The organism is Nonomuraea sp. NPDC047529, assembly GCF_040642995.1.
Taxonomy (GTDB): domain Bacteria; phylum Actinomycetota; class Actinomycetes; order Streptosporangiales; family Streptosporangiaceae; genus Nonomuraea.
In genome coordinates, this window is record NZ_JBEYTJ010000010.1 from 80200 (window position 1) to 100476 (window position 20277).

The 20277-nt window shown below is 73.2% G+C and carries 19 protein-coding genes; 9 read left to right on the forward strand and 10 right to left on the reverse strand.

Going from position 1 to position 20277, the window contains the following annotated elements:
- Window positions 1-34: 34 nt before the first annotated feature.
- Together ABZ815_RS18020 and ABZ815_RS18025 are read right to left on the reverse strand one after the other, a co-directional pair.
- Complete coding sequence (locus tag ABZ815_RS18020; RefSeq protein WP_357699099.1) at window positions 35-655, reverse strand: L-threonylcarbamoyladenylate synthase; 621 nt, start codon at window positions 653-655, stop codon at window positions 35-37.
- A gap of 84 nt (window positions 656-739) precedes the next feature.
- Window positions 740-1402: a hypothetical protein gene (locus ABZ815_RS18025; RefSeq protein ID WP_357699101.1), complete on the reverse strand. Its 663-nt coding sequence runs from the start codon at window positions 1400-1402 to the stop codon at window positions 740-742.
- Window positions 1403-1602: 200 nt separating this feature from the next.
- Between ABZ815_RS18025 and ABZ815_RS18030 the strand changes: the two genes are divergently transcribed.
- The 5 genes from ABZ815_RS18030 to ABZ815_RS18050 all read left to right on the forward strand — a co-directional run bounded on the left by ABZ815_RS18030 (window position 1603) and on the right by ABZ815_RS18050 (window position 8610).
- Complete coding sequence (locus ABZ815_RS18030) at window positions 1603-2226, forward strand: hypothetical protein (protein ID WP_357699103.1); 624 nt, start codon at window positions 1603-1605, stop codon at window positions 2224-2226.
- Window positions 2227-2317: 91 nt separating this feature from the next.
- A complete protein-coding gene (locus ABZ815_RS18035; protein ID WP_357699105.1) occupies window positions 2318-4075 on the forward strand; it encodes an ATP-binding protein in 1758 nt (585 codons plus the stop codon).
- Between the two features lie 10 nt (window positions 4076-4085).
- Complete coding sequence (locus ABZ815_RS18040; protein ID WP_357699107.1) at window positions 4086-5225, forward strand: exonuclease SbcCD subunit D; 1140 nt, start codon at window positions 4086-4088, stop codon at window positions 5223-5225.
- Complete coding sequence (locus ABZ815_RS18045) at window positions 5225-7645, forward strand: SMC family ATPase (protein WP_357699109.1); 2421 nt, start codon at window positions 5225-5227, stop codon at window positions 7643-7645. Before ABZ815_RS18040 ends, ABZ815_RS18045 begins: the two co-directional genes overlap by 1 nt.
- Window positions 7642-8610, forward strand: coding sequence for a hypothetical protein (locus ABZ815_RS18050; RefSeq protein ID WP_357699111.1), 969 nt, complete (start codon window positions 7642-7644; stop codon window positions 8608-8610). Before ABZ815_RS18045 ends, ABZ815_RS18050 begins: the two co-directional genes overlap by 4 nt.
- Window positions 8611-8635: 25 nt before the next feature.
- Here the strand turns inward: ABZ815_RS18050 and ABZ815_RS18055 are convergent, their stop codons facing one another.
- From ABZ815_RS18055 to ABZ815_RS18070, 4 genes are all read right to left on the reverse strand, one after another.
- Complete coding sequence (locus ABZ815_RS18055) at window positions 8636-10135, reverse strand: serine/threonine-protein kinase (protein ID WP_357699113.1); 1500 nt, start codon at window positions 10133-10135, stop codon at window positions 8636-8638.
- A complete protein-coding gene (locus ABZ815_RS18060) occupies window positions 10135-11808 on the reverse strand; it encodes a serine/threonine-protein kinase (RefSeq protein ID WP_357699115.1) in 1674 nt (557 codons plus the stop codon). Before ABZ815_RS18060 ends, ABZ815_RS18055 begins: the two co-directional genes overlap by 1 nt.
- A 70-nt stretch (window positions 11809-11878) precedes the next feature.
- A complete protein-coding gene (locus tag ABZ815_RS18065; RefSeq protein WP_357699117.1) occupies window positions 11879-13078 on the reverse strand; it encodes a HAMP domain-containing sensor histidine kinase in 1200 nt (399 codons plus the stop codon).
- Complete coding sequence (locus ABZ815_RS18070) at window positions 13075-13731, reverse strand: response regulator transcription factor (protein WP_357699119.1); 657 nt, start codon at window positions 13729-13731, stop codon at window positions 13075-13077. The genes ABZ815_RS18065 and ABZ815_RS18070 overlap by 4 nt, the downstream gene beginning before the upstream one ends.
- 132 nt (window positions 13732-13863) lie before the next feature.
- Here ABZ815_RS18070 and ABZ815_RS18075 point away from each other — a divergent pair, with 132 nt between their 5' ends.
- The 4 genes from ABZ815_RS18075 to ABZ815_RS18090 all read left to right on the forward strand — a co-directional run bounded on the left by ABZ815_RS18075 (window position 13864) and on the right by ABZ815_RS18090 (window position 17574).
- A complete protein-coding gene (locus ABZ815_RS18075) occupies window positions 13864-14379 on the forward strand; it encodes a hypothetical protein (protein WP_357699121.1) in 516 nt (171 codons plus the stop codon).
- Window positions 14379-15509 carry a peptidoglycan-binding protein gene (locus tag ABZ815_RS18080; RefSeq protein WP_357699123.1) on the forward strand — a complete coding sequence of 377 codons (1131 nt, stop codon included), beginning with the start codon at window positions 14379-14381 and terminating at the stop codon, window positions 15507-15509. Before ABZ815_RS18075 ends, ABZ815_RS18080 begins: the two co-directional genes overlap by 1 nt.
- Window positions 15510-15577: 68 nt before the next feature.
- Window positions 15578-16360 (forward strand): ABC transporter ATP-binding protein, encoded by a 783-nt coding sequence (locus tag ABZ815_RS18085; protein ID WP_357699125.1) that lies wholly within the window; start codon window positions 15578-15580, stop codon window positions 16358-16360.
- Window positions 16360-17574 carry an ABC transporter permease gene (locus ABZ815_RS18090; RefSeq protein ID WP_357699127.1) on the forward strand — a complete coding sequence of 405 codons (1215 nt, stop codon included), beginning with the start codon at window positions 16360-16362 and terminating at the stop codon, window positions 17572-17574. Before ABZ815_RS18085 ends, ABZ815_RS18090 begins: the two co-directional genes overlap by 1 nt.
- 4 nt (window positions 17575-17578) lie before the next feature.
- On the opposite strand, the gene ABZ815_RS18095 is transcribed toward ABZ815_RS18090, so the two are convergent.
- The 4 genes from ABZ815_RS18095 to ABZ815_RS18110 all read right to left on the reverse strand — a co-directional run bounded on the left by ABZ815_RS18095 (window position 17579) and on the right by ABZ815_RS18110 (window position 20264).
- Complete coding sequence (locus ABZ815_RS18095) at window positions 17579-18040, reverse strand: hypothetical protein (protein ID WP_357699129.1); 462 nt, start codon at window positions 18038-18040, stop codon at window positions 17579-17581.
- 89 nt (window positions 18041-18129) lie between these two features.
- Complete coding sequence (locus ABZ815_RS18100; protein WP_357699131.1) at window positions 18130-18699, reverse strand: YetF domain-containing protein; 570 nt, start codon at window positions 18697-18699, stop codon at window positions 18130-18132.
- Window positions 18696-19682, reverse strand: a complete 987-nt coding sequence (locus ABZ815_RS18105; protein ID WP_357699133.1) for a rod shape-determining protein — start codon at window positions 19680-19682, stop codon at window positions 18696-18698. The genes ABZ815_RS18100 and ABZ815_RS18105 overlap by 4 nt, the downstream gene beginning before the upstream one ends.
- A gap of 84 nt (window positions 19683-19766) precedes the next feature.
- A complete protein-coding gene (locus ABZ815_RS18110) occupies window positions 19767-20264 on the reverse strand; it encodes a PadR family transcriptional regulator (protein WP_357699135.1) in 498 nt (165 codons plus the stop codon).
- Window positions 20265-20277 lie beyond the last annotated feature (13 nt).

Sequence of the window (20277 nt, forward strand, 5' to 3'; positions counted from 1 at the left end):
GAAGGGGTGGCCGGCCGGGTGGGCCGTCTGCCGCCTATTCGAAGAGGGACGGGTCTCCGGTGCCGCGACGAAGGATCTCGGGCGCATCCTGTGAGAGGTCCACGACGGTCGTCGGCGTGGCGCCGCATTCCCCCGAATCGATGACGGCGTCCACCATGTGGTCGAGGCTCTCCTTGATCTCCCAGCCCTGCGTCGAGGGCTCGGTCTCGCCGGGCAGGATCAGCGTGCTCGACACCAGCGGTTCGCCGAGCTCGGCCAGCAGCGCCTGGGTGACGACGTGATCGGGGATCCGGACGCCGACGGTCTTCTTCCGGGGATGCAGCAACCGCCGCGGCACCTCCTTGGTCGCCGGCAGGATGAACGTGTACCCGCCCGGAGTCGCCGCCTTGACCAGCCGGAACACCGCGTTGCTCACATGAACGAACTGGCCGAACTGCGCGAAGTCCTTGCAGACCAGGGTGAAGTGATGATCGCTGCCGAGGTGCCGGATCTCTCTGATCCGGTCGAGGCCGTCCTTGTTGCCCAGCCGGCACCCCAGCGCGTAGCACGAGTCCGTCGGGTACGCGATCAGCCCGTCGGCATGCAGGGTCTCGACCACCTGGCCGATCAGGCGAGGCTGGGGATTGTCAGGGTGCAGGTCGAAGTACTTGGCCACGCATCGGATCATAGGAGCACGTACCTCCACGCGTGACACGTGGCCCGGCCCGTACGGCCGAGTCACATACCGGGCGCGGATCATCTACGGGCGGGACGGGCGGCGGAGGCGTAAGCCGGTGAGGGCGGCGGCGAGGACCAGCGAGCCGGCCAGCACCAGCGCCCGCCCGTCGGGGCCCGCCTCGCCCCCGCCGCCGGTGTCCGCGCCGCCCGTCGGCGTCGCGGCGGGCGTCTTCTCCGGGGTCTCGGCCGGGGGCGTGCTTTCGGGGGCCGGAGTGTCTGTGGCGTCGGTGGCGCCCGGAGCGGTGGTGACGGTCAGGGGGTACGACGCCGGCGCGTCCTTGTCCTGGAGTTCGCACTCGATCAGGCGCTGCTGCGGGGTCGGCCCGAAGTTGACGGACGCGGGCCGGACCGTGCCGGTCCCCGGATGCCGGGGCGTGGTCCGCAGCTCGACCGTGTCCCGGGGGAGGGGGATGACCGCTCCCGGGACGATCAGGCCGGGGCTGCCGACGCCCGTCGCCGAGGTCAGCCGGTCGATGCCGCTGACGGCGGCGTAGGCGTACAGCTTGATCTCGCCGGTCAGGCCGGTGGCGGGGGCGCGCAGTTCGGCGCCCTCGACGTACGAGCCGCGCCAGCCGATGATCATCTGCCGGCCCACGGATGCGGTGGCGGGCACAGTGAGCTTGATGTCCATCTTGACGATCTGCGTCTCGTTCGTACCGGCGGTCTTGCACGTGTACGCCGCCACCGTGCCGCTCTCGGGCGCGGGCGTGGCGAACAGCAGGACGGCCAGGGGCAGGATCAGTGGCAGGTGCTGTGCGGCGCCGGTTCTGTCGGACCCGGCTGGTATCCATGGCTCCCATCAAGATGATCACGCTGGACGGCGGAGGCCCCGGGCTCTCGTGGAGAACGCGCAACTGAAGGTAATCGGTCTGCAACAATTCGTGCATGGCGATGTTGCGGTCAGTCAATGGCCTGCCCCACCACGGGGCCGGCGAGCTGGGGCGGGTGGCTCACGGCGCGCTGACCGGCCCCTCCGAGTCGGCCGGGTGGCCGAGGCTGTTCCTCGGCTACAACACCCTCCCCGACCCGCCGTTCCCGCTGGTCGGCTACCTGCAGTACGAGCTGGCGCAGCCGGGCGGGCTCGGCCTGCCCGCGTTGCTGCGCATGATGGCCGAGTCGATGCGGGCCCAGCCCGTCCCGCCCGAGGACGCCTTCGACGAGTCGCGGCGGCGGGTGGCGACGGCGATGCGGGTCGACGCGCTGGTGGTGGTCGCCCCCGCGCATGCCCTCGCGCCCGCCGAGGGCGAGGGCGCGTGGAGACCTCCGGCGTACCGGGAGGGGCCGCGCAGGCCCGCCGCGGCGCACCGGGAGGGCGCGTGGGAGCCCGCGGCGGCCCTGGCGGTCGACCGCGAGGGCGCGAGGGTGCTGCTGGTGGCCGGTCGGAGCGCCGAGGGCGGCCGCATCGGGCCGAGGCGGCCCGCGGAGGAGCCCGACGCCACGCTGGCCGGCCTGCTGGGCGAGGTGCTCGACGCCCAGCACGCCTGGACCAAGGCGGCCTTCGCGCTCTGACGCGGCGCGGCGAAGGCGTCGATGAGCCGGACGCATCCCCGGGCCCCGACTACTCTCCTTTGGAAGGGCATGTCTGGTGGTGGAGGGATTCGTGACGGTCAACGGGGCTGCGAGCCGCGAGACGTCTCCTGCTGCGGCGGCGTCCGGTGAGGCGGTCGGCCGGGTCCTGGGCACCCAGGCCGCCTCGCCGCTGTCGTTCTGGGTCGGGCTGGAGCCCGGCAAGGTGTTGCAGCTCGACGACGTCGTGGTCACCAGGCGCGAGGTGCCCGGCCACGGCCCGGTGCTGGTCGCGGGCGTGGTGACGACGGTCGAGGCCAGGCACGAGGGCGCCGCCTACGACTCCGACGTGTTCCTCATCGCCGAGGGCGCGCTGCCCGCGGCCGTGGTCGAGGTGGCCGAGGTGCGGGTCACCAGGGTCGAGCCCGAGGTGTTCGTGCCGCCGCTGCCGGGCTCCCAGGTCTTCCTGGCCGGGGCCGGCGACCGCGACCAGGCGCTCTACTTCGACGTGATGGACCGCCGGGTCCCCATGGGCACGGGCCGCGACGGCCTGCCGCTCTACGTCAACTTCGACTTCCTCGACGGCACCCGCGGCGCGCACGTGTCGATCTCCGGCGTCTCCGGCGTGGCCACCAAGACGTCCTTCGCCACGTTCCTGCTCTACTCGATCTTCAACTCGGGCGTGCTCGACGCCGAGTCGGCCAACACCAAGGCCCTGATCTTCTCCGTCAAGGGCGAGGACCTGCTCTTCCTCGACCACGACAACGTCCGGCTCGACGACGGGGCGCGGGCCGCGTACGCCCGGCTCGGGCTGCCCGCCCAGCCGTTCGGCAGCGTGCACGTGTTCGCGCCGCCGCGGCCCGGCGACCCCAACGGCGTGCCGCACGTGTCCGCGCGCACCCAGGGCGTCAGCTCGTTCTTCTGGACGCTGGTCGAGCTGTGCGAGGAGGAGCTGCTGCGGTTCGTCTTCGCCGACGCCGACGACGAGCGCGCCGGATACTCCCTGCTGGTGGGCCAGGTCGCGGCCCGGCTGAAGTCGTGGGCCGAGCCGGTGGGCGACGGCGGCGCGGTCATGATCAGGGGCACCGCCTGCCGTACCTTCGGCGACCTGGTCGAGCTCCTGTCCGACCAGTTGCAGGACGAGGCCACCCGCATCGAGTGGACCGGCGCCCAGACCCCGCTCGGCACGGTCAACGCCTTCCTGCGCAGGCTGCGCAGCGCGGTCAAGCCGCTGTCCCCGATCGTCCGCGGCGACCTGCCGTTCTTCCGGGCCCACTCGGTGCGCACGTCCGACGCCCAGGTCACCATCGTCGACCTGCACAACCTGCCCGAACGCGCCCAGCGGTTCGTGGTGGGCGTCGTGCTGCGCGGCGAGTTCCACCGCAAGGAGACCTCGGGCACGGCCAAGCCGCTGCTGTTCGTGGTGCTCGACGAGCTGAACAAGTACGCGCCGCGCGAGGGTGACTCCCCGATCAAGGAGATCCTGCTCGACGTGGCCGAGCGCGGCCGTTCACTCGGCGTGATCCTCATCGGCGCCCAGCAGACCGCCTCCGAGGTGGAACGCCGCATCGTGTCCAACAGCGCTGTACGCGTCGCGGGCCGGCTCGACCCGGCCGAGGCCGCCCGCTCCGAGTACGGCTGGCTGCCCCCGGCCGTCAGGGAACGCGCCACGATCGCCAAACCGGGCACCATGTTCGTCGCCCAGCCGGAGATCCCGGTGCCGCTGGCCGTCGCGTTCCCGTTCCCCGCCTGGGCGACCCGTCCGGCCGAGGCGGCGTCCCGGGCGAGTTCGTCGGCCGCCGATCCGTTCCAGGGGTTGCCGGGCGTCGAAGACGACATTCCGCCGTTCTGAAGGGAGCTCGGTGAAATTCCTGCACACCGCGGACTGGCACGTGGGCAAGGTGCTCAAGGGCCGCTCCCGCATGGACGAGCACCGGGCCGTGCTGCGCGAGCTGGTCGCGGCGGCCCGCACCCACGACGTCGACGCGGTCGTGGTGGCCGGCGACCTGTTCGACACCTCGGCGCCGACGCCCGAGGCGCAGTCGCTGGTGCTCAACGCGCTCATGGCGCTGCGCGGCGACGGCCGTGACGTGGTGGTGCTGGCCGGCAACCACGACAACCCGCAGCTCTTCGAGGTCTACCGCCCTGTGCTGGGCAAGCTCGGCATGCACGTGGTGGGCGTCTTCCGCCGTCCCGACGCGGGCGGCACGCTGGCCTTCACGGCGCGCTCGGGGGAGCCGGTGCGGCTGGGGGTGCTGCCGTTCCTGTCCCACCGCTATGTCGTACGCGCCGCGGAGGTGCTCACCGGCACCGCCGCCGACCACAACCGCGACTACGCCACCCGCATCTCCGAGCTGGTCGGCGCGCTGACCGCGGGCTTCCAGAGCGACACCGTCAACCTGATCACCACCCACGGCACCCTGCCGGGCGGCGCGTTCGGCGGCGGCGAGCGCGAGGCCCAGTCGATCTTCTCCTACTACTTCGAGCCCAACGCCTTCCCGGTCTCCACCCAGTACGCCGCGCTCGGCCACCTCCACCGCAGGCAGCAGATCCCCGGCCCGTGCCCGATCTGGTACAGCGGCTCGCCGCTGGCCGTCGACTTCGGCGAGGAGGGCAACACGCCCGGCGCGCTGCTGGTGGAGGTCACGCCCGGGAGGCCCGCCGTGGTGCGCGAGCTGGCGTTCGCCTCGGCGCGCAGGCTGCGTACGGTGCGGGGCACGCTGGAGCAGCTTGAGGGCCTGGAGGCGGGCGACGACTGGCTCAAGGTGATCGTGGAGGAGAAACCCCGCGTCGGCCTGTCCGACCAGGTGCGCGACCTGCTGCCCGGCTCGGTCGACGTCGTCCTCGACGAGCGGTTCCGGCCGGTGCCGGCGGTGCGGCGTACGGGGTCGGCCGCGCGCAGCCCGCGCGAGCTGTTCCGCGAGTACCTGACCGCGACCGGCCGCCACGACGACCAGGTCGCCGCCCTGTTCGACCGGCTCTACGACGAGGTGACCGGCTGATGCGTCCCCTGCTGCTGCACCTCGACCACTTCGGCAGCTTCCGCGAGCCGGCCGTCGTCGACTTCTCCGACACCGAGTACTTCGCCCTGGTCGGCCCCACCGGGGCGGGCAAGAGCACGATCATCGACGCCATCTGCTTCGCCCTGTACGGCACCGTCCCGCGCTGGGGCAAGGAGAACGTCATCGCGCACGCCCTGGCGCCGTCGGCGAGCTCGGGCAAGGTGGCGCTGGTGTTCGAGAGCGACCGGCGGCGCTACGGGGTGGTGCGCTCGCTGGTCCGCGACGCCAAGGGCACCGTGCGCACCAAAGAGGCCAGGATCGACGAGCTGGACCCGGCGGCCCCGCTCGGCGAGGCGTACGAGATGGTGCTGAAGCCGCTGGCCGAGGGCGAGAACGTCACGCCCGAAGTGCAGCGGGTGACCGGCCTGGAGTACAAGTTCTTCACCCAGTGCGTGGTGCTGCCGCAGGGGCGGTTCGCCGAGTTCCTGCACGCCGCGCCGCGCGAGCGCCAGGACCTGCTGGTGCAGCTCCTCGACGCCGACGTCTACGAGCTGATCAGGCAGCGGGCCGCCCGCGACGAGGAGGCCGCGCGCAACGCCGCCGCCTTCGCCCGCGACCAGCTCGCCAAGCTGGCCGGCGCGTCCGACGAGGCCGAACGCGAGCTGGCCGACCGGCTGGCCGCGCTGCACCGGCTGGCCGGCACCATCGACACCGACCTCGACCTGCTGCGCTCCCGCGAGTCCGACATCGGCCGGGCCGAGCAGGAACGCGCGTCGGTGGCCGAGCGGCAGTCGGCGCTGGCCGCGCTGCGCATGCCGCCCGCGGTGCCGACGCTGGCCTCGGCCCGCCGCGAGGCCGCCGACGCCATCACCGCGCTGGAGGCCGAGGCGGCGGCCGTGGAGGCTGACGAGCACGAGGCGTTCGAGACGCTGGCCGCGCTCGGCGACCGCGCCGAGCCGGTGGCGGCGCTGGCCGCGCTCGACGCCCGCGAACGCCTCACCGCCCAGGCCGCCGACGCCCGGAAGGCGGCGGCCGAGGCCGCCACGGAACTCGACCGCCTCACGCCCGCGGTCGCCGACGCCGAACGCGCGCTGACCGACGCAGAACACGAACGCGAGCGGCTGCGCGACGCCCACACCGCAGCCGGCCTGACCCACCGGCTGGCCGTGGGGGAGCCGTGCCCGGTCTGCCTGCGTCCGCTCGCCGAGCTGCCCCGCCACGAGACGCCCGCCGATCTCGGCGCCGCCGACCGCGCCCTGGCCGCCGCCCGCGACCACGCGAGCCGTGGCCGGGCCGCCCTGGCCAAGGCCGAGACGTCGGCGTCGATGCTGGCCACCCAGTCCGGCAGGATCGACGCCGAGCTGGCCGGGCTGCCCGCCCCCGGCGACCGCAACGAGATCGAAGGCCGCCTGGCCGCCATCGCCAAGGCCGAGGCCCTGGCCACCGAGGCCCGTACGGCCGTGCGCAACGCGCGCAAGAAGCTCGAACGCGCCCGTACCGCCGCCGAGCAGGTCGAACGGCAGGCCGAGAGCGCCTGGCAGACCCTCGGGGCCACCCGCGACCGGCTGCTCGTGCTCGCGCCCTCCGGCGACGCGCCGCCGCCGCTCACCCGCGACGACCTCCACCGCGCCTGGACCGAGCTGCTCGGCTGGCGCGACAGGGCCGCCGAGGCCGCCCGCGCCGCCCTGACCGAGCGCGAGCAGGAGCTCGCCCAGGCCACCGCCAGGCTCGCCGCCGAACGCCACAAGCTGACCGAACGCCTGGCCGAGCACGGCGTCACCGTCCCGCGCAACGCCACCCCCGACCAGCTCGGCGCGGCCGTCGCCGGCGCGGTCGCGCGGGCCGACGGCGCCCTCGAACGGGTCCGCGAGGAACGCAGGCGGGCCGCCGAGCTGGAGACCGCCGTCGCGGAGAAGGAGCACGAGGCCAAGGTCGCCCACGAGCTGGCGCTGCGCCTGCGGGCCAACGCCTTCGAGCGGTGGTTGTGCGCCGAGGCCCTGGCCGTGCTGGTCGCCACGGCGTCCGAGACGCTGATGGAGCTGTCCGACGGCCAGTACGAGCTGGCGCTCGGCGAACGCACCGGCGACATCGAGGTCATCGACCACGGCGAGGCGGGCCTGCGGCGCAGCGCCCGCACGCTGTCCGGCGGCGAGACCTTCCAGGCCGCGCTGTCCCTGGCCCTGGCGCTGTCGGGGGCCGTCGCCAGAGGGCTCGACTCGATCTTCCTGGACGAGGGCTTCGGCACGCTCGACCCCGCCACCCTCGACACCGTCGCCACCACCCTCGAACGTCTGGCCGCCGGGCAGGAACGCATGATCGGCGTCGTCACCCACGTCCCGGCGCTGGCCGACCGGGTGCCCGCCCGGTTCGAGGTGCTGCGCGACGCCAAGGGCTCGCACGTCCGGAAGGTGGGGCAATGACGTCGGGGGTCCAGGGGGCGTCGGGCTTCACCGTCGACCCCTGGGACCCGGGCTACGCCGCCGCGGTCGCCGTCGAGGCCCTGTCCGAGCTGGGCGCCACCAGTGCCGAGCTGGTCCTCGACGTCGAGCGGCCGGCCGCCGACTGGAAGCCGGTCACGCCGGGCCCCGGCGCCGCCGTCCCCGAGACGCTGCTGGTGGCCGACGGCGTACGCCGGATCGACGCCCGCGTGTGGGTGCACGACTCCGACCTGCCGATGCCCGTCCCCGGGATCGCCGCCTCCTACGCCGCCGGGATCGTGCGCTGCGGGCGTGAGGGGGCCGAGCTGGCCGCGATCGAGGTCGACAGGGCGCTCATCTCGGCCTCGCCGTACGCGCCCGAGGTCAAGACCGCGCACGCCTCCTACCGGCCGCACAAGGCCGCCGACTCCAGCTTCGAGGAGCTGTCGCTCGCCCTGCAACGCCAGGTCACCCAGCTGGAGGTGGACCTCGCGGTCCGCCACCGGTCGCTGGGCGACGACCTGCTGCTGGTCGACGGGCCGCTGCGGGGGCGTACCCATCTGCCGCGCACGATCGGCTACATCAAGACGCACCACGCGGCGTACCTGCCGCCGCCGCAGTCGGCCGTGGTCGCCGCGCTCACGCCGGGGCAGCGTACGCCGGTGTTCCTCATGGGCACGAGCTGGCGCAGGCACGCCTGGTACCTGCGGCTCCCGGTGCAGTCGTCGGCGCCGTGGGCCGGGATCGCGCGTTGCGAGGCCAGCGCCGACCTCGACCCGGCGCAGGTCGTGGAGCTGGCCGACGCGGTCACGCTGGCCCTGCCGGCGCTGGCCGGGGTCGACTACAAGGACCCGCGCGCCCCCCAGAACCTGGTCCCGATCGGTGGCCTGGAGAAACTGCTGCGCCACCACCTGGGCGACCCGCGCCTGCTCTACCGCTCACTCCGCACGGCCGCGCAACTCGGCTGACCGGCCGGCCACCGGACGGGGGCCGCTACCAGCCTTTGTCGACGTCGCAGATGTTCACGGTGGCGCTGCGGCGGAGGCTGGTGGGGGTGAGGACGCGGAACACCACGGTGTAGCTGCCCTTGCCCTTCCAGGTGATCGAGGGCAGGACGGGCCTGGTCGAGGCGGTGGCCACCTTTCTGCCCTGGCTCTGGCCGTTGACGAGCCACTGGTAGTCGTAGCCGACGGTGGCGGTCACGTCGGCGTAGACGTTGAGGTCGTAGCGCCAGCAGTCGCCCACGCGGATGCCCTGGTAGGTCAGGGCCGCCGAGGTCACGCCGCCCTCGGCGGGGGTCGTCGGCCTGGTGGAGGTCGTCGGCCTGGTGGTGGAGGTCGGCCTGGCGGTCGTCGGCTTGGTGGTGGGCGTCGGCCTGGTGGTGGGGGGTTGCGGGGACCTGGTGGGTTTCGCGGGCTTGCGGGTGGTCGATCGGCGGGTGCCGGACCTGCGGCTGTCGGGGACGTGCGTGGTGGGGGGTGCGGCGGCGTTCGTGGTGTTCGTGGTGTCCCGGCCCGGGGCGGTGGGCCACCACACCCAGGCGGCCGTCGCGGTGGCGGCCGTGAGGACGAGCGCCACGCCGCCTGCCAGCAGCGCGAGCCCGGCCCACCCGCCCGGCGGGTGGCGGGGGTGCCCGTGGGCGGAGGGGTGCGTGGGGCCGCCGGGCGGACGGCCGGAGGGGCCGGTCCAGACCTGGGGGAGGGCCGGGTGGCCGGGGGAGGGCGGCGGCGCGGGGCGGGGGCCGCCTATGAGCTGGAAGAGCACGTCCTGCATGGTGGGGCGGGCGTCGGGGTGCTTGGCCAGGCAGGCGGCCACGATGGAGCGCAGCGGCTCGGGCACGCCGGCGAGGTGCGGCTCGCCGTACTGGATGCGGCCGAGTACGGCGGGCACCGAGTCGTTGCCGAACGGCGGGACGCCGGTGGCGGCGTACACCATGACGCAGGCCCAGGCGAAGACGTCGGTTGCGGGGCCGACGGTGGCGCCCGCGAACTGCTCGGGAGCCATGTACGACGGCGTGCCCAGGATGCTGCTGGTGACCGTGGCGGAGGCGTCGGCGGCGCGGGCGATGCCGAAGTCGATGACCCGCGGCCCGTCGCGTCCCAGCAGGACGTTGGCGGGCTTGAAGTCGCGATGGACGACGCCCGCCCGGTGGATCGCGGCCAGCGCGGTCGCGGTCGCGACGGCGAGCCGTTGCAGGTCGGCCCCCGCATGGCGGCCCGCCTGCTGCAACGAGGGCCCTTCGACGTACTCGGTCACGATGTACGGCCGCCCGCCCAGCGAGGCGTCCAGCACCTGCGCGACGCAGAACGGCTCCACCCGCCGCGCGGCGGCGACCTCCTTGGCGAAGCGGCCGTCGCCGGTCGCGCCCTCGTGCAGGACCTTGATCGCGACCTGGGCGCCGTCGGGGGCCTCGGCCAGGTACACGGCGCCCTGGCCGCCCTCGCCGAGCTGCCTGACCAGCCGGTACGGGCCGATGGCCGGCGGCATCGTCATCAGTCGTCCATCGTGCAGATGGTCAGGGACACGCTCTTGGTCGCGGCGCTGGGGGCGGTGACCCGGAGGGTGACGGTGTGGGGGCCGGCCTTCAGCATGTACTGGCCGGCGGTGATGTAGGCGCTGTAGTCGTCCTCGGAGACCCAGGATCTGCTGCGCTCGACGCTCCTGCCGTCGATCAGCCAGGCGTAGGAGACCCAGATCTCGCGCTTGGTGGACTCCACGCGGCCCTGGAAGTGCAAGGGGGGCATGTAGCAGCCGCTTCCGGCGGACTGTCCGGGGCCGCCGGACAGGGTGATCTCCCCGACGCTGGCCCTGGCGGTGGTGACCGGCTTCTTGGTGGTGCGGGTGGGGGTGGGAGTCGGACGTGTCGTGGTGCGGGTGACGGTGGGGCGGGGGGTGGCTGACTCCGTAGGGCGGCGGGTGGTGGGGCGGGAGGTCGGTTTCTTGGTGGTGGCGGGTTTCGGGGTGCTCTTCCGCTGCGACTTCCGGGGGGTGGGGGTGGGGGTGGGAGGCGTCGGGGTGGCGGAGGGGGCCGTGAGCGCGGACAGGCCGGGGAGGTGCGACCAGGGGGCGAGCCAGACGACCCCGCCCACGAGCGCCGCGGCCACGACCACCGACAACCCGGCGGCCAGCGGCACCACCCCCCGCCCGCGCCCGTGCCGCCGTCCCCCCGGGCCGGGGAACGGCGCCGGCCCCTGCCCCACGCCCCCGACCGGACCGGCTCCCGGTGGCGCGGGGTGCCCCATGGCGCCGACCGGACCGGCTCCGGGGGGCCCGTGCCCTATGGCCCCGACCGGAGCGGGGCCCGGCGGTGGTCCCTGTCCCATGGCGCCGGACGGGGTGGGGTGCCGTGGTCCCTGGAGCTGGGAGGGGTGGGCAGGGGTGGGGGCGTCGCCGCCGAGGAGGCGGAGGAGGACGTCGCGCATCGTCGGACGGGCCGCCGGGTCCTTGGCCAGGCAGTCGTACACGATCGAGCGCAGCGGCCGGGGCAGGTCGCCGAGCTGCGGCTCGTTGTTCAAGATCCGGTTGATGATCGCGGGCAGCGTGTCCTGGCCGAACGGCGGCGTCCCGGTGCCCGCCCACACCACTACCGCGGCCCACGCGAACACGTCCGCCGGCGGCCCGACCATCTGTCCCGCGAGCTGTTCGGGCGCCATGTACGCGGGCGTGCCCACGATGCCGCTCGTCATGGTGGCCGACGCGTCCGCGGCACGGGCGATGCCGAAGTCGATCACCCGCGGCCCGCCTGGGCCGAGCAGCACGTTGGCGGGCTTGAAGTCCCGGTGCACGACGCCCGCCTGGTGGATGGCGGCCAGCGCCGTGGCCGTGGCGACGGCGAGCCGTTGCAGGTCGGCCCCCGTGTGGCGGCCCGCCTGCTGCAACGAGGGCCCTTCGACGTACTCGGTCACGATGTACGGCTGCGGCCCCGGGGACGCGTCGAGCACCTGCGCGATGCAGAACGGCTCCACCCGCCGCGCCGCCTCGATCTCCTTGGCGAACCGCTCGTCCGGCCCGGCGCCGTGGCGCAGCACCTTGACCGCCACCGTCCGCCCGTCGGGCGCCCGCCCGAGGTAGACGGTCCCCTGGCCGCCCGCGCCCAGCAGCCCGAGCAGCCGGTACGCCCCCACGACCGCCGGGTCACCCTCCCGCAGCGGTTCGACGTGCGCCATGAGAGAAGTGACTCCTGATACTGAAATGAACGAAGTTACTTACGATAGCGACCAATATCAGGATTTGTAGTCAAGTTGCGCGAGCAGCCGGCAGCGTCGCCGTAACGATCAAACCGCCGCCCTCGCGGGGCCGGGCCGTCACGTCGCCTCCGTGCGCGACGGCCACCGAGCGCACGATCGACAGCCCGAGCCCCGCGCTCATCCCCGTGACCACCCGCTCGGCGCCGTGCCGGTGGAACGGCTTGAACAGCAGCGGCACGTCGTAGGGCGGCACGCTCGGCCCGCTGTTGCCCACCTCCACCTGGACCAGCCCGCCGGGGACCGTCCGGCTCGACACCCGCACCCAGCCGGTGCCGTCGTCGAGGTTGTGCCGGACGCCGTTCTCCACCAGGTTGTGCACCAGCCGTTCGAGCAGCAGCGCGTCACCCACGGTCGGCGCCGGAGCGGCGTCCTCCTTCACCACGACCTTCGCCTCCTCGGCGTCGCGCGCGGTCTGGGCGACCACGTGGGTGACGACGTCGGCGAGGTCCACCGGGGAACGGTCGGCGATCTCCTGCTCGGAGCGGGCCAGCAGCAGCAGGCCCGCGATGAGCCGTTCGTGGCGGGTGTTGATCTGCAACAGGCTCTCGCCCAGCTCCTTGACGTCGTCGGAGGCGGTACGCCGGTGCATGGCCAGCTCCACCAGCGCCCGGTTGAGCGTCAGGGGCGTGCGCAACTCGTGCGAGGCGTTGGCGACGAACCTGCGCTGGCCGTCGAAGGAGTGGTCCAGCCGTTCCACCATCGTGTCGAAGGTGTCGGCCAGCGTCTTGACCTCGTCCGGGGGGCCGTGGAGCGCGATCCGTTCGTGCAGGCCGCGTTCGGCCATCGGGGCGGCGGCGATGCGGCGCGCGGTCTCGGTCACCAGGTGCAGCGGGGCCAGCACGCGTCCGGCCACCACCCAGCCCAGCCCGACGGCGGTCCCGCACACGACGGTGAGGGCGATCGCGCCCTGGGTGAGCAGCGAGGTCACGGCGGCCTCGCGCACCCCCTCCTCCTGCTGCCGCATCCACTTGACGGCGGCGGGGCCGACCAGCTCGACGCCGTCCTGCTTGAGGAAGATGACGTTCTTGCGGATGCCGTCACTGGTCGTGAACCGGCTCTCGAACGACTGCGAGAGCTGCTGGTTGAACAGCAGGTACGTGACGCCCAGCAGGGCCAGCCCCGCCACCAGGAAGAGCGCGCCGTACACGAGCGTGAGGCGCAGCCTCAGGGTGGGGTGCGGACGTCTCATGGGATGCGGTACCCCACTCCCGGCACGGTCTCCACCACCGGCGGGTCGGCGAGCTTGCGGCGCAGCTTGAGTATCGTCAGCCGCACCACGCCGGTGAACGGGTCGGCGTGCTCGTCCCACGCCTTCTCCAGTAGATGCTCGGCCGAGACGACCGTGCCCTGCGCCCGCATCAGCTCGGCCAGTAGGGCGAACTCCTTCTTCGACAGCGGGACGAACCGCCCGTTCCGGAACACCTCCCTGCGCGCCGGATCCAGCGTGATCCCGGCCCGGCGCAGCACCGGGGGAGTGGCCGGACGTGAGCGCCGTCCCAGCGCCAGGACGCGCGCCGCCAGCTCCGGGAGGGCGAACGGCTTGGTCAGGTAGTCGTCGGCGCCCATGGACAGCCCGCTCACCCGGTCGTCGAGCTGGGCGGCGGCCGTGAGCATCAGCACCCGCGCGTCGGAGTCGGAGGCGACCAGCTCCCTGCACACGTCGTCGCCGTGCACGCGTGGCAGGTCGCGGTCCAGCACGACCACGTCGTAGTCGTTGACCGCGATCCGTTCCAGCGCCGCCTCGCCGTCGTGGGCGAGATCGACCGCGTGGGTCTCCTCGCGTAACCACTCGGCGATCGCGCCGGCGAGCATGCGCTCGTCCTCCACCACCAGCACCCGCATTCCATACCTCCGGCTCGATTGTGACGCGGGTGGCATTTGATCGGGATAAGTCGGGATGGAAACGCTGGAGAAACACGGCCGCGTATTGCATCTCCCCTCGAAGGCCATCGGATCCGACGGAGGAGAGCATTCATGCGAGGACGACCCCTCATGGCGCTGGCCGCGGCCGCGCTGTTCCTGACGGCGTGCGGTGCCCAGGAGAGCGGATCGGACGTGGCGTCGGTGACCGGCACCGGCGCCCGGCCGTCAGCCGGCGCCTCGGCCACCACGGACCGCAGCGAGCAGGCCGTCAAGTACACCACCTGCCTGCGCGAACAGGGCCTGGACATGCCCGACCCCGGCCCGGACGGCCGGATGGAGATGAAGTTCGACAAGAGCTCCGGCGGCCCGGAGAAGGTCCAGAAGGCCATGGAGGCCTGCAAGCAGTTCCAGCCGGAGGGCATGACGTCGGGCAAGGGCGGCGACCCCAAGCAGGCCGAGAACATGCGCAAGCAGGCGCAGTGCATGCGTGACAACGGCGTGGAGGCGTTCCCCGATCCCGAGGGCGGCATGGTGCGCATCAACCGCGAGGTCGCCGAGGACCCCGACTTCAAGTCCGCGCAGGAGAAGTGCCGGATGAACATCGGCGGGGGACAGGGAGGCTCTTGATGGGGAGGGCCACCATCGACGAGAGGGCCGAGCCGGACGCCCCCTCACCGCGTCCGCGCCGCCGCCGCGGCGGCCGGACGATCGTCGTCCTCATCGGGGTCGCCGCCGCCGCGGGGGCGGCGGTCCTGGCGGTCAACCCCGGCGGCCTGCTGAACGGCGGCGCCGCCCCCGCCACGTCGGCCGCCACGCTGCCCCCGGCCACCGCCCCGGTCACCCGGCAGACGCTGAACGACACCAGGGACGCCGACGGCGAACTCGGCTACGGCCCGGTCACCACGGCCACGGCCAGGAAGCCGGGCACGGTCACCTGGCTCCCCGACAGCGGCGACCAGATCACCCGCGGCCGGTCCCTGTTCCGCCTGGACAACAAGCCGGTCATGCTCCTGTACGGCACCACCCCCGCCTACCGCGACCTGAGGATCGGCGCCGAGGGCAGGGACGTCGAGAACCTGGAACGCAACCTGCGCAAACTCGGCTACGACGGCTTCACCGTGGACGACGAGTACACCTACGACACCGCCCAGGCGGTGAGGGAGTGGCAGGAGGACCGCGGCCTGGACGAGACCGGCGTGGTGGAGCTGGGACGGGTCGTCTTCGCTCCCGGCAAGGTCCGGGTGGAGAGCCTGGAGGCCGAGCGGGGCCAGCCCACGGCACCGGGGCAGAAGATCCTCACCTACACGGGCACGAAGAAGGTCGTCACGGCGAAGCTGGCGGCCGAGGACCAGCGGATGGCCAGGAAGGGCACCAAGGTCTCGGTCGCGCTGCCCGGCGGCAAGGACGTGACCGGCCGGATCACCGAGGTCGCCACGATCATCGAGCCGGGGGAGGGGCAGAACGCCGATCCGGAGACCCGCCTGGAGGTGCTGATCTCGCTGGGCAACGCCAAGGCCGCCAAGGGGCTCGACAAGGCGGCGGTGAAGGTGACGTTCACCGCCGACCGGCGGAAGGACGTGCTGACCGTGCCGGTGTCGGCGCTGGTGGCGTTGCAGGAGGGCGGGTTCGGGGTGGAGGTGGTCGAAGGTGGCAAGTCGCGATATGTGGCGGTGAAGACCGGGCTGTTCGCGGGGGGCCGCGTCGAGATCTCCGGCGACGGTCTCACCGACGGCATGACGGTCGGAATCCCGAAATGACCCACACCACTACCCCCTCCCCGCCCCCTTCGGGCACGCCCGCCGCGGACCACGGGATGAGGTGGCCCATGATCGCGCTCACCGGCGTCTCCAGGAGATACCCCGGCGGGGTGGCCGCGCTGGACTCGGTGTCGCTGGAGATCCGGCACGGCGAGCTGGTCGCCATCGTCGGCCCGTCGGGCTCGGGCAAGTCCACGATGCTCAACATCGTCGGCACCCTCGACCGCCCGTCGGCGGGCCGCGTCGAGATCGACGGCTACGACGTCTCCAAGCTGTCGGACAACCAGCTCTCCGCCCTGCGCGCCACCACGATCGGCTTCGTCTTCCAGCACTTCCACCTGGCCGCCAAGGTCTCCGCCCTGGACAACGTGGCCGACGGCCTGATCTACACCGGCCTGCCCCTGCCCGAACGCCGCCGCAGGGCCGCGACGGCGCTGCGCCGCGTCGGCCTCGCGCACCGCGTCGACCACGAGCCGCACGAGCTGTCCGGCGGCGAGCGGCAGCGCGTGGCCATCGCCAGGGCGGTGGCCGGCGACCCGCCGCTGCTGCTGGCCGACGAGCCCACCGGCGCGCTGGACTCGGTCTCGGGCACCGGCGTGATGGACCTGCTGCACGAACTGAACGGGAGCGGCACCACCATCGTGATCATCACCCACGACCGGGAGATCGCCGCCGGCCTGCCCCGCCAGGTGAGCATGCGGGACGGCCGGATCGTCGCCGACTCGGCCTCAAGCCCGGACTCGGCCTCAAGCCCGGACACGGCCTCCCGCTCCGACTCGGCCCCCGGCTCCGGGGCGCGCGGGGAGCGCGGGGTGCGTGTGCGGGAGTCCGTCGAATCCGAGGTGGCGTGATGGCCACGCTGGAGCGCCCCCGGCTCTCCCCGGCCAAGATGCGCCCGCGCGACGTGATGCGCGTGGGCGCGGTCGGCCTGCGCACCCGCCCGCTGCGGGCGTTCCTGTCGGCGCTGGGCATCGCGATCGGCATCGCCGCGATGATCGGCGTGGTCGGGATCTCGTCCTCCTCCAGCGCCGAGCTGGACCGTACGCTGTCCGCGCTGGGCACGAACCTGCTCACCGTCTCCTCCGGCACCACGCTGATGGGCGAGGCGGCCCAGATGCCCATGGACGCCGAGGCGATGATCGAGCGCATCGGCCCGGTGGAGACGGTCTCGTCCACGGGCAGGGTGCCGGAGGCCAAGGTCTACCGGAGCGAGGAGATCCCCGCGCCTCAGACCAACGGCCTGGGCACCGCCGCCGCCCGTCTCGATCTGCTGCCGACCGTGGGCGCGACGGTCCGCAGCGGCACCTGGCTCAACGCGGCCACCGAGCGCTACCCGGCCGCCGTGCTCGGCTCGGTCGCCGCCCGGCGGCTCGGCATCGGCGCGGTCACTCCGGACACGCAGGTGGTGATCGGCGGCATCCGGTTCACGGTGGTCGGCGTGCTCGACCCGGTGCCCCTGGCCGAGGAGCTGGACAGCGCGGCCCTGGTCGGCTGGCCGGTCGCGGAGTCCAGGCTGGACTTCGACGGGCACCCGACCACGCTCTACACCCGCTCGCAGGAGACGAGGCTGGAGTCCGTACGGTCGGTGCTGGCCGGCACGGCCAACCCCGAGGCGCCCAACGAGGTGGACGTGTCCCGCCCGTCGGACGCGCTGGCCGCCAAGCAGGCGACCAGCCAGGCCTTCGCCGGGCTGCTGCTCGGCGTCGGCGCGGTGGCCCTGATCGTGGGCGGCGTCGGCGTGGCCAACACGATGGTCATCTCGGTGCTGGAACGCCGCGCCGAGATCGGCCTGCGCCGTTCGCTCGGCGCGACGCGTGGCCAGATCCGCACCCAGTTCCTCGCCGAGTCGCTGCTGCTGTCCGCGCTGGGCGGCGTGGGCGGCATCCTGCTGGGGGCCGGCGTCACCGTCGGCTACGCCTTCTCCCGCGAGTGGCCCGCCGTGGTGCCCGGCTGGGCGACCGTCGGGGGCCTGGTGGCCACGCTGCTCATCGGCGCGGTGGCGGGGCTCTACCCGGCCGTGCGCGCCTCGCGGCTGTCGCCGACGGAGGCGCTGTCGGCGCCCTGAGGCGTCAGGAGCGGGCGTCCTCCTGCGGGACGTAGCAGGTCGTCCTGCCGACGATCCTGACGTTCGGCCCGTCGAGGACGGTGAGCTCGAACGTCAGGTTCGTCCGGGGGTTGCGCACGACGGAGACCTCGGGGCTCTCGTCACGCAGGTCGAGGTCCTCCACGATCCGGTCGTAGCCCATGTCCTGGAGGGTGTCCAGCAGGCCGTCGGGGGCGTCGGCGGCCTCGCCCTCGGCCCGGACGAGCCGGCGCACCTGGCCGGGCACGCACGAGCGGTCTTCGGTCTCGTCGGAGCGGTGGTCCGGCGCCACGCGCAGCGCGGCGCTGGTGAGCAGGGTGTCGGTGTCGGCGGTGAGCTGCCTGGCCGCCTCCTCGAAGGAGAACTGGCGGCCGGAGGTACAGGCTGCCGCGACCGCGACGCAGATCAGCACCGCGGACATCACGACCGAGCGACCAGCCAGGCGCACATCAGGACGATATCGGAGATCAATTCCGGGCGCAGGGCGATTAACGCACCATTAATGATCGATATCAAAGGGTCGTTCGGCCGCCATTCTCAGGAGGGCCCGCTTTTCAGGTCGTCCAGCTTGCGTTCGATGCGGTCGAGGCGCCGGTACAGCTCCTCCAGGTCGCCGCGTTCCACGTCCTCCTCCTCGGGGCGCAGGCGGACCAGCAGCGAGCCGCCGGGCTCCAGGCGTACCACTTCGGTGTCGGCGACGCTGTCGGCGCCTCTGAGCTGGAGCATCACGTTGAGGTCGGCCTGCCGTACGCCCATCCGGCGCAGCGCGGAGGGGATGAAGTGCCCGTCGCGGGCCAGGACGACCGGGGCGCCCTCGAACATCCTGCCGACCGCGGGCACGGTCGCCGCCCACCGCACCACGAGCGCGTTGACCGCCACCAGGATCACCACGCCGACCAGGCCGCCGATCAGCGAGTTGTCCGGGCCGATGATCGCGTTCTGCACGACGTTGCTCATCAGCAGCATGACCACGAAGTCGAAGTTGTTGAGCTGCGCGATGCCGCGTTTTCCGGCTATGCGGAGCAGGACGGCGATCGTCACGTAGACCGCGATCGTCCTGACGGTCTTGTCGGCGAGCGAGACCCCCAGGTCGAACAGGTCGTTCACCGGCGCCTCAGCTTGGCGATCAGCCCCAGGTCCTCCACACAGCGGCCGAGGCCCAGCGCCACCGAGTCGCTGGGCCGCTCCGCGCGCCGGACCGGCATGGACAGGCCCTCCTGCATCCGCCGCCGCAGGCCGGGCAGCAGCGCGCCGCCGCCGACCAGCACCATGCCCCGCTCGCCCAGGTCGGCGGTCAGCTCGGGAGGGCAACGTTCCATGGTGTACTCGGCGGCCCGCACGATGCGCTCGACCGATTGCACGGCGGCCTCGCGGACCCGGGCGGCGGGCAGCGCGACCGCGCGCTCCTCGCCGGTGCCGGAGTCCCTGCCGTGGATCAGCACGTTCCCGGCCGGCTCCCGGGTCGCGTGCAGCTTGGCCGACTCGGCCTGCCGGTCGTCGGCCAGCAGGCCGTGCTCGTCCTCGACCAGGCGGGCGACGGCGCGGGTGACGGCGTTCCCGCCGCCGCGCACGGTTCCGGCGGCGACCACGGCCCCGCAGGAGAGCACGGCGACCCTGGCGGCGTCGCGGCCGATGTCGACGACCATGTGCCCGGTGCCGTCGCGCACCTGCAGGCCCGCGCCGAGCGCCGCGGCGATCGCATGCTTGACCAGCAGGATGCCGCGGGCCTCCGCCTCGAACCCGGCGTCGCGCAGCGCCACCCGCTCGATCGGCGTGAACTCGTCGGGCACGGCCATGACCAGACGCGGCCGGGGGAAGGGGTGCCGGTGCACCTTGCGCAGGAAGTGCCTGATCATGCGCCGGGCGAGCTCGCCGTCCTGGGGCAGGCCGTCGCTGATCGGCCAGTACGTCTCGCCGTCCGTGACGTCCACGGCGTCCGCGGCCTCGGCGCCGTAGCCGAGGACCTTGCCCGTCTCCCTGTCGCGCATGACGGCCGAGGGCTCGTCGAGCACGATGCCCTTGCCCTTGGCATAGATCCTCGTGCTGGCCGCGCCGAGGTCGATCGCCAGGTCACGACCCAGGAGGCTCATCGCCGTACTGGGAGGTAGACCATCATGCCTGGGTGTATATCCGGGGCTGCTCCAACGCAACACCAGGAACCGAAGAGTTCCGTTTTACCCTTCGCGCCGCAGGGCGGCCAGGGTCTCGTCGGCCCAGGCGACGCCGGAGCGGACCTGGCGGAGGCCGAGGGTGAGCGCGTAGTTGCCGAGCCTGCCCTCAGGGACGCAGTCGAGCACGGCGAGGCGGGCCACGAAGTGGGCCTTGATGCGCTCGACCACGGCGATGGCCTGCTCGGTGTCCAGCAGGGGCAACAGGAACGCCTGGAGGGCGGTCTCGCTGCGCACGGTCGCCGACGGGTCGTGGCCGACCAGCCAGTCGGTGAGCAGCGCGCGGCCTTCGGGGGTGATGGCGTAGATCTTGCGGCCCCGCGCGCCCTCGTGCTCGACCGTCACCAGGCCGTCGGCGGCCATCTTGACCAGCTCGGGATAGATCTGCGTGTGCCCGGCCTGCCAGACGTGGTTGAGCGAGTGCTCGAACTTCTTGGCCAGGTCGTAGCCGCTGGCCGGGCCGACGCCGGAGAGCAGCCCGAGAAGGGCGATCCGCAGGGACATGCCCGCCAGCATA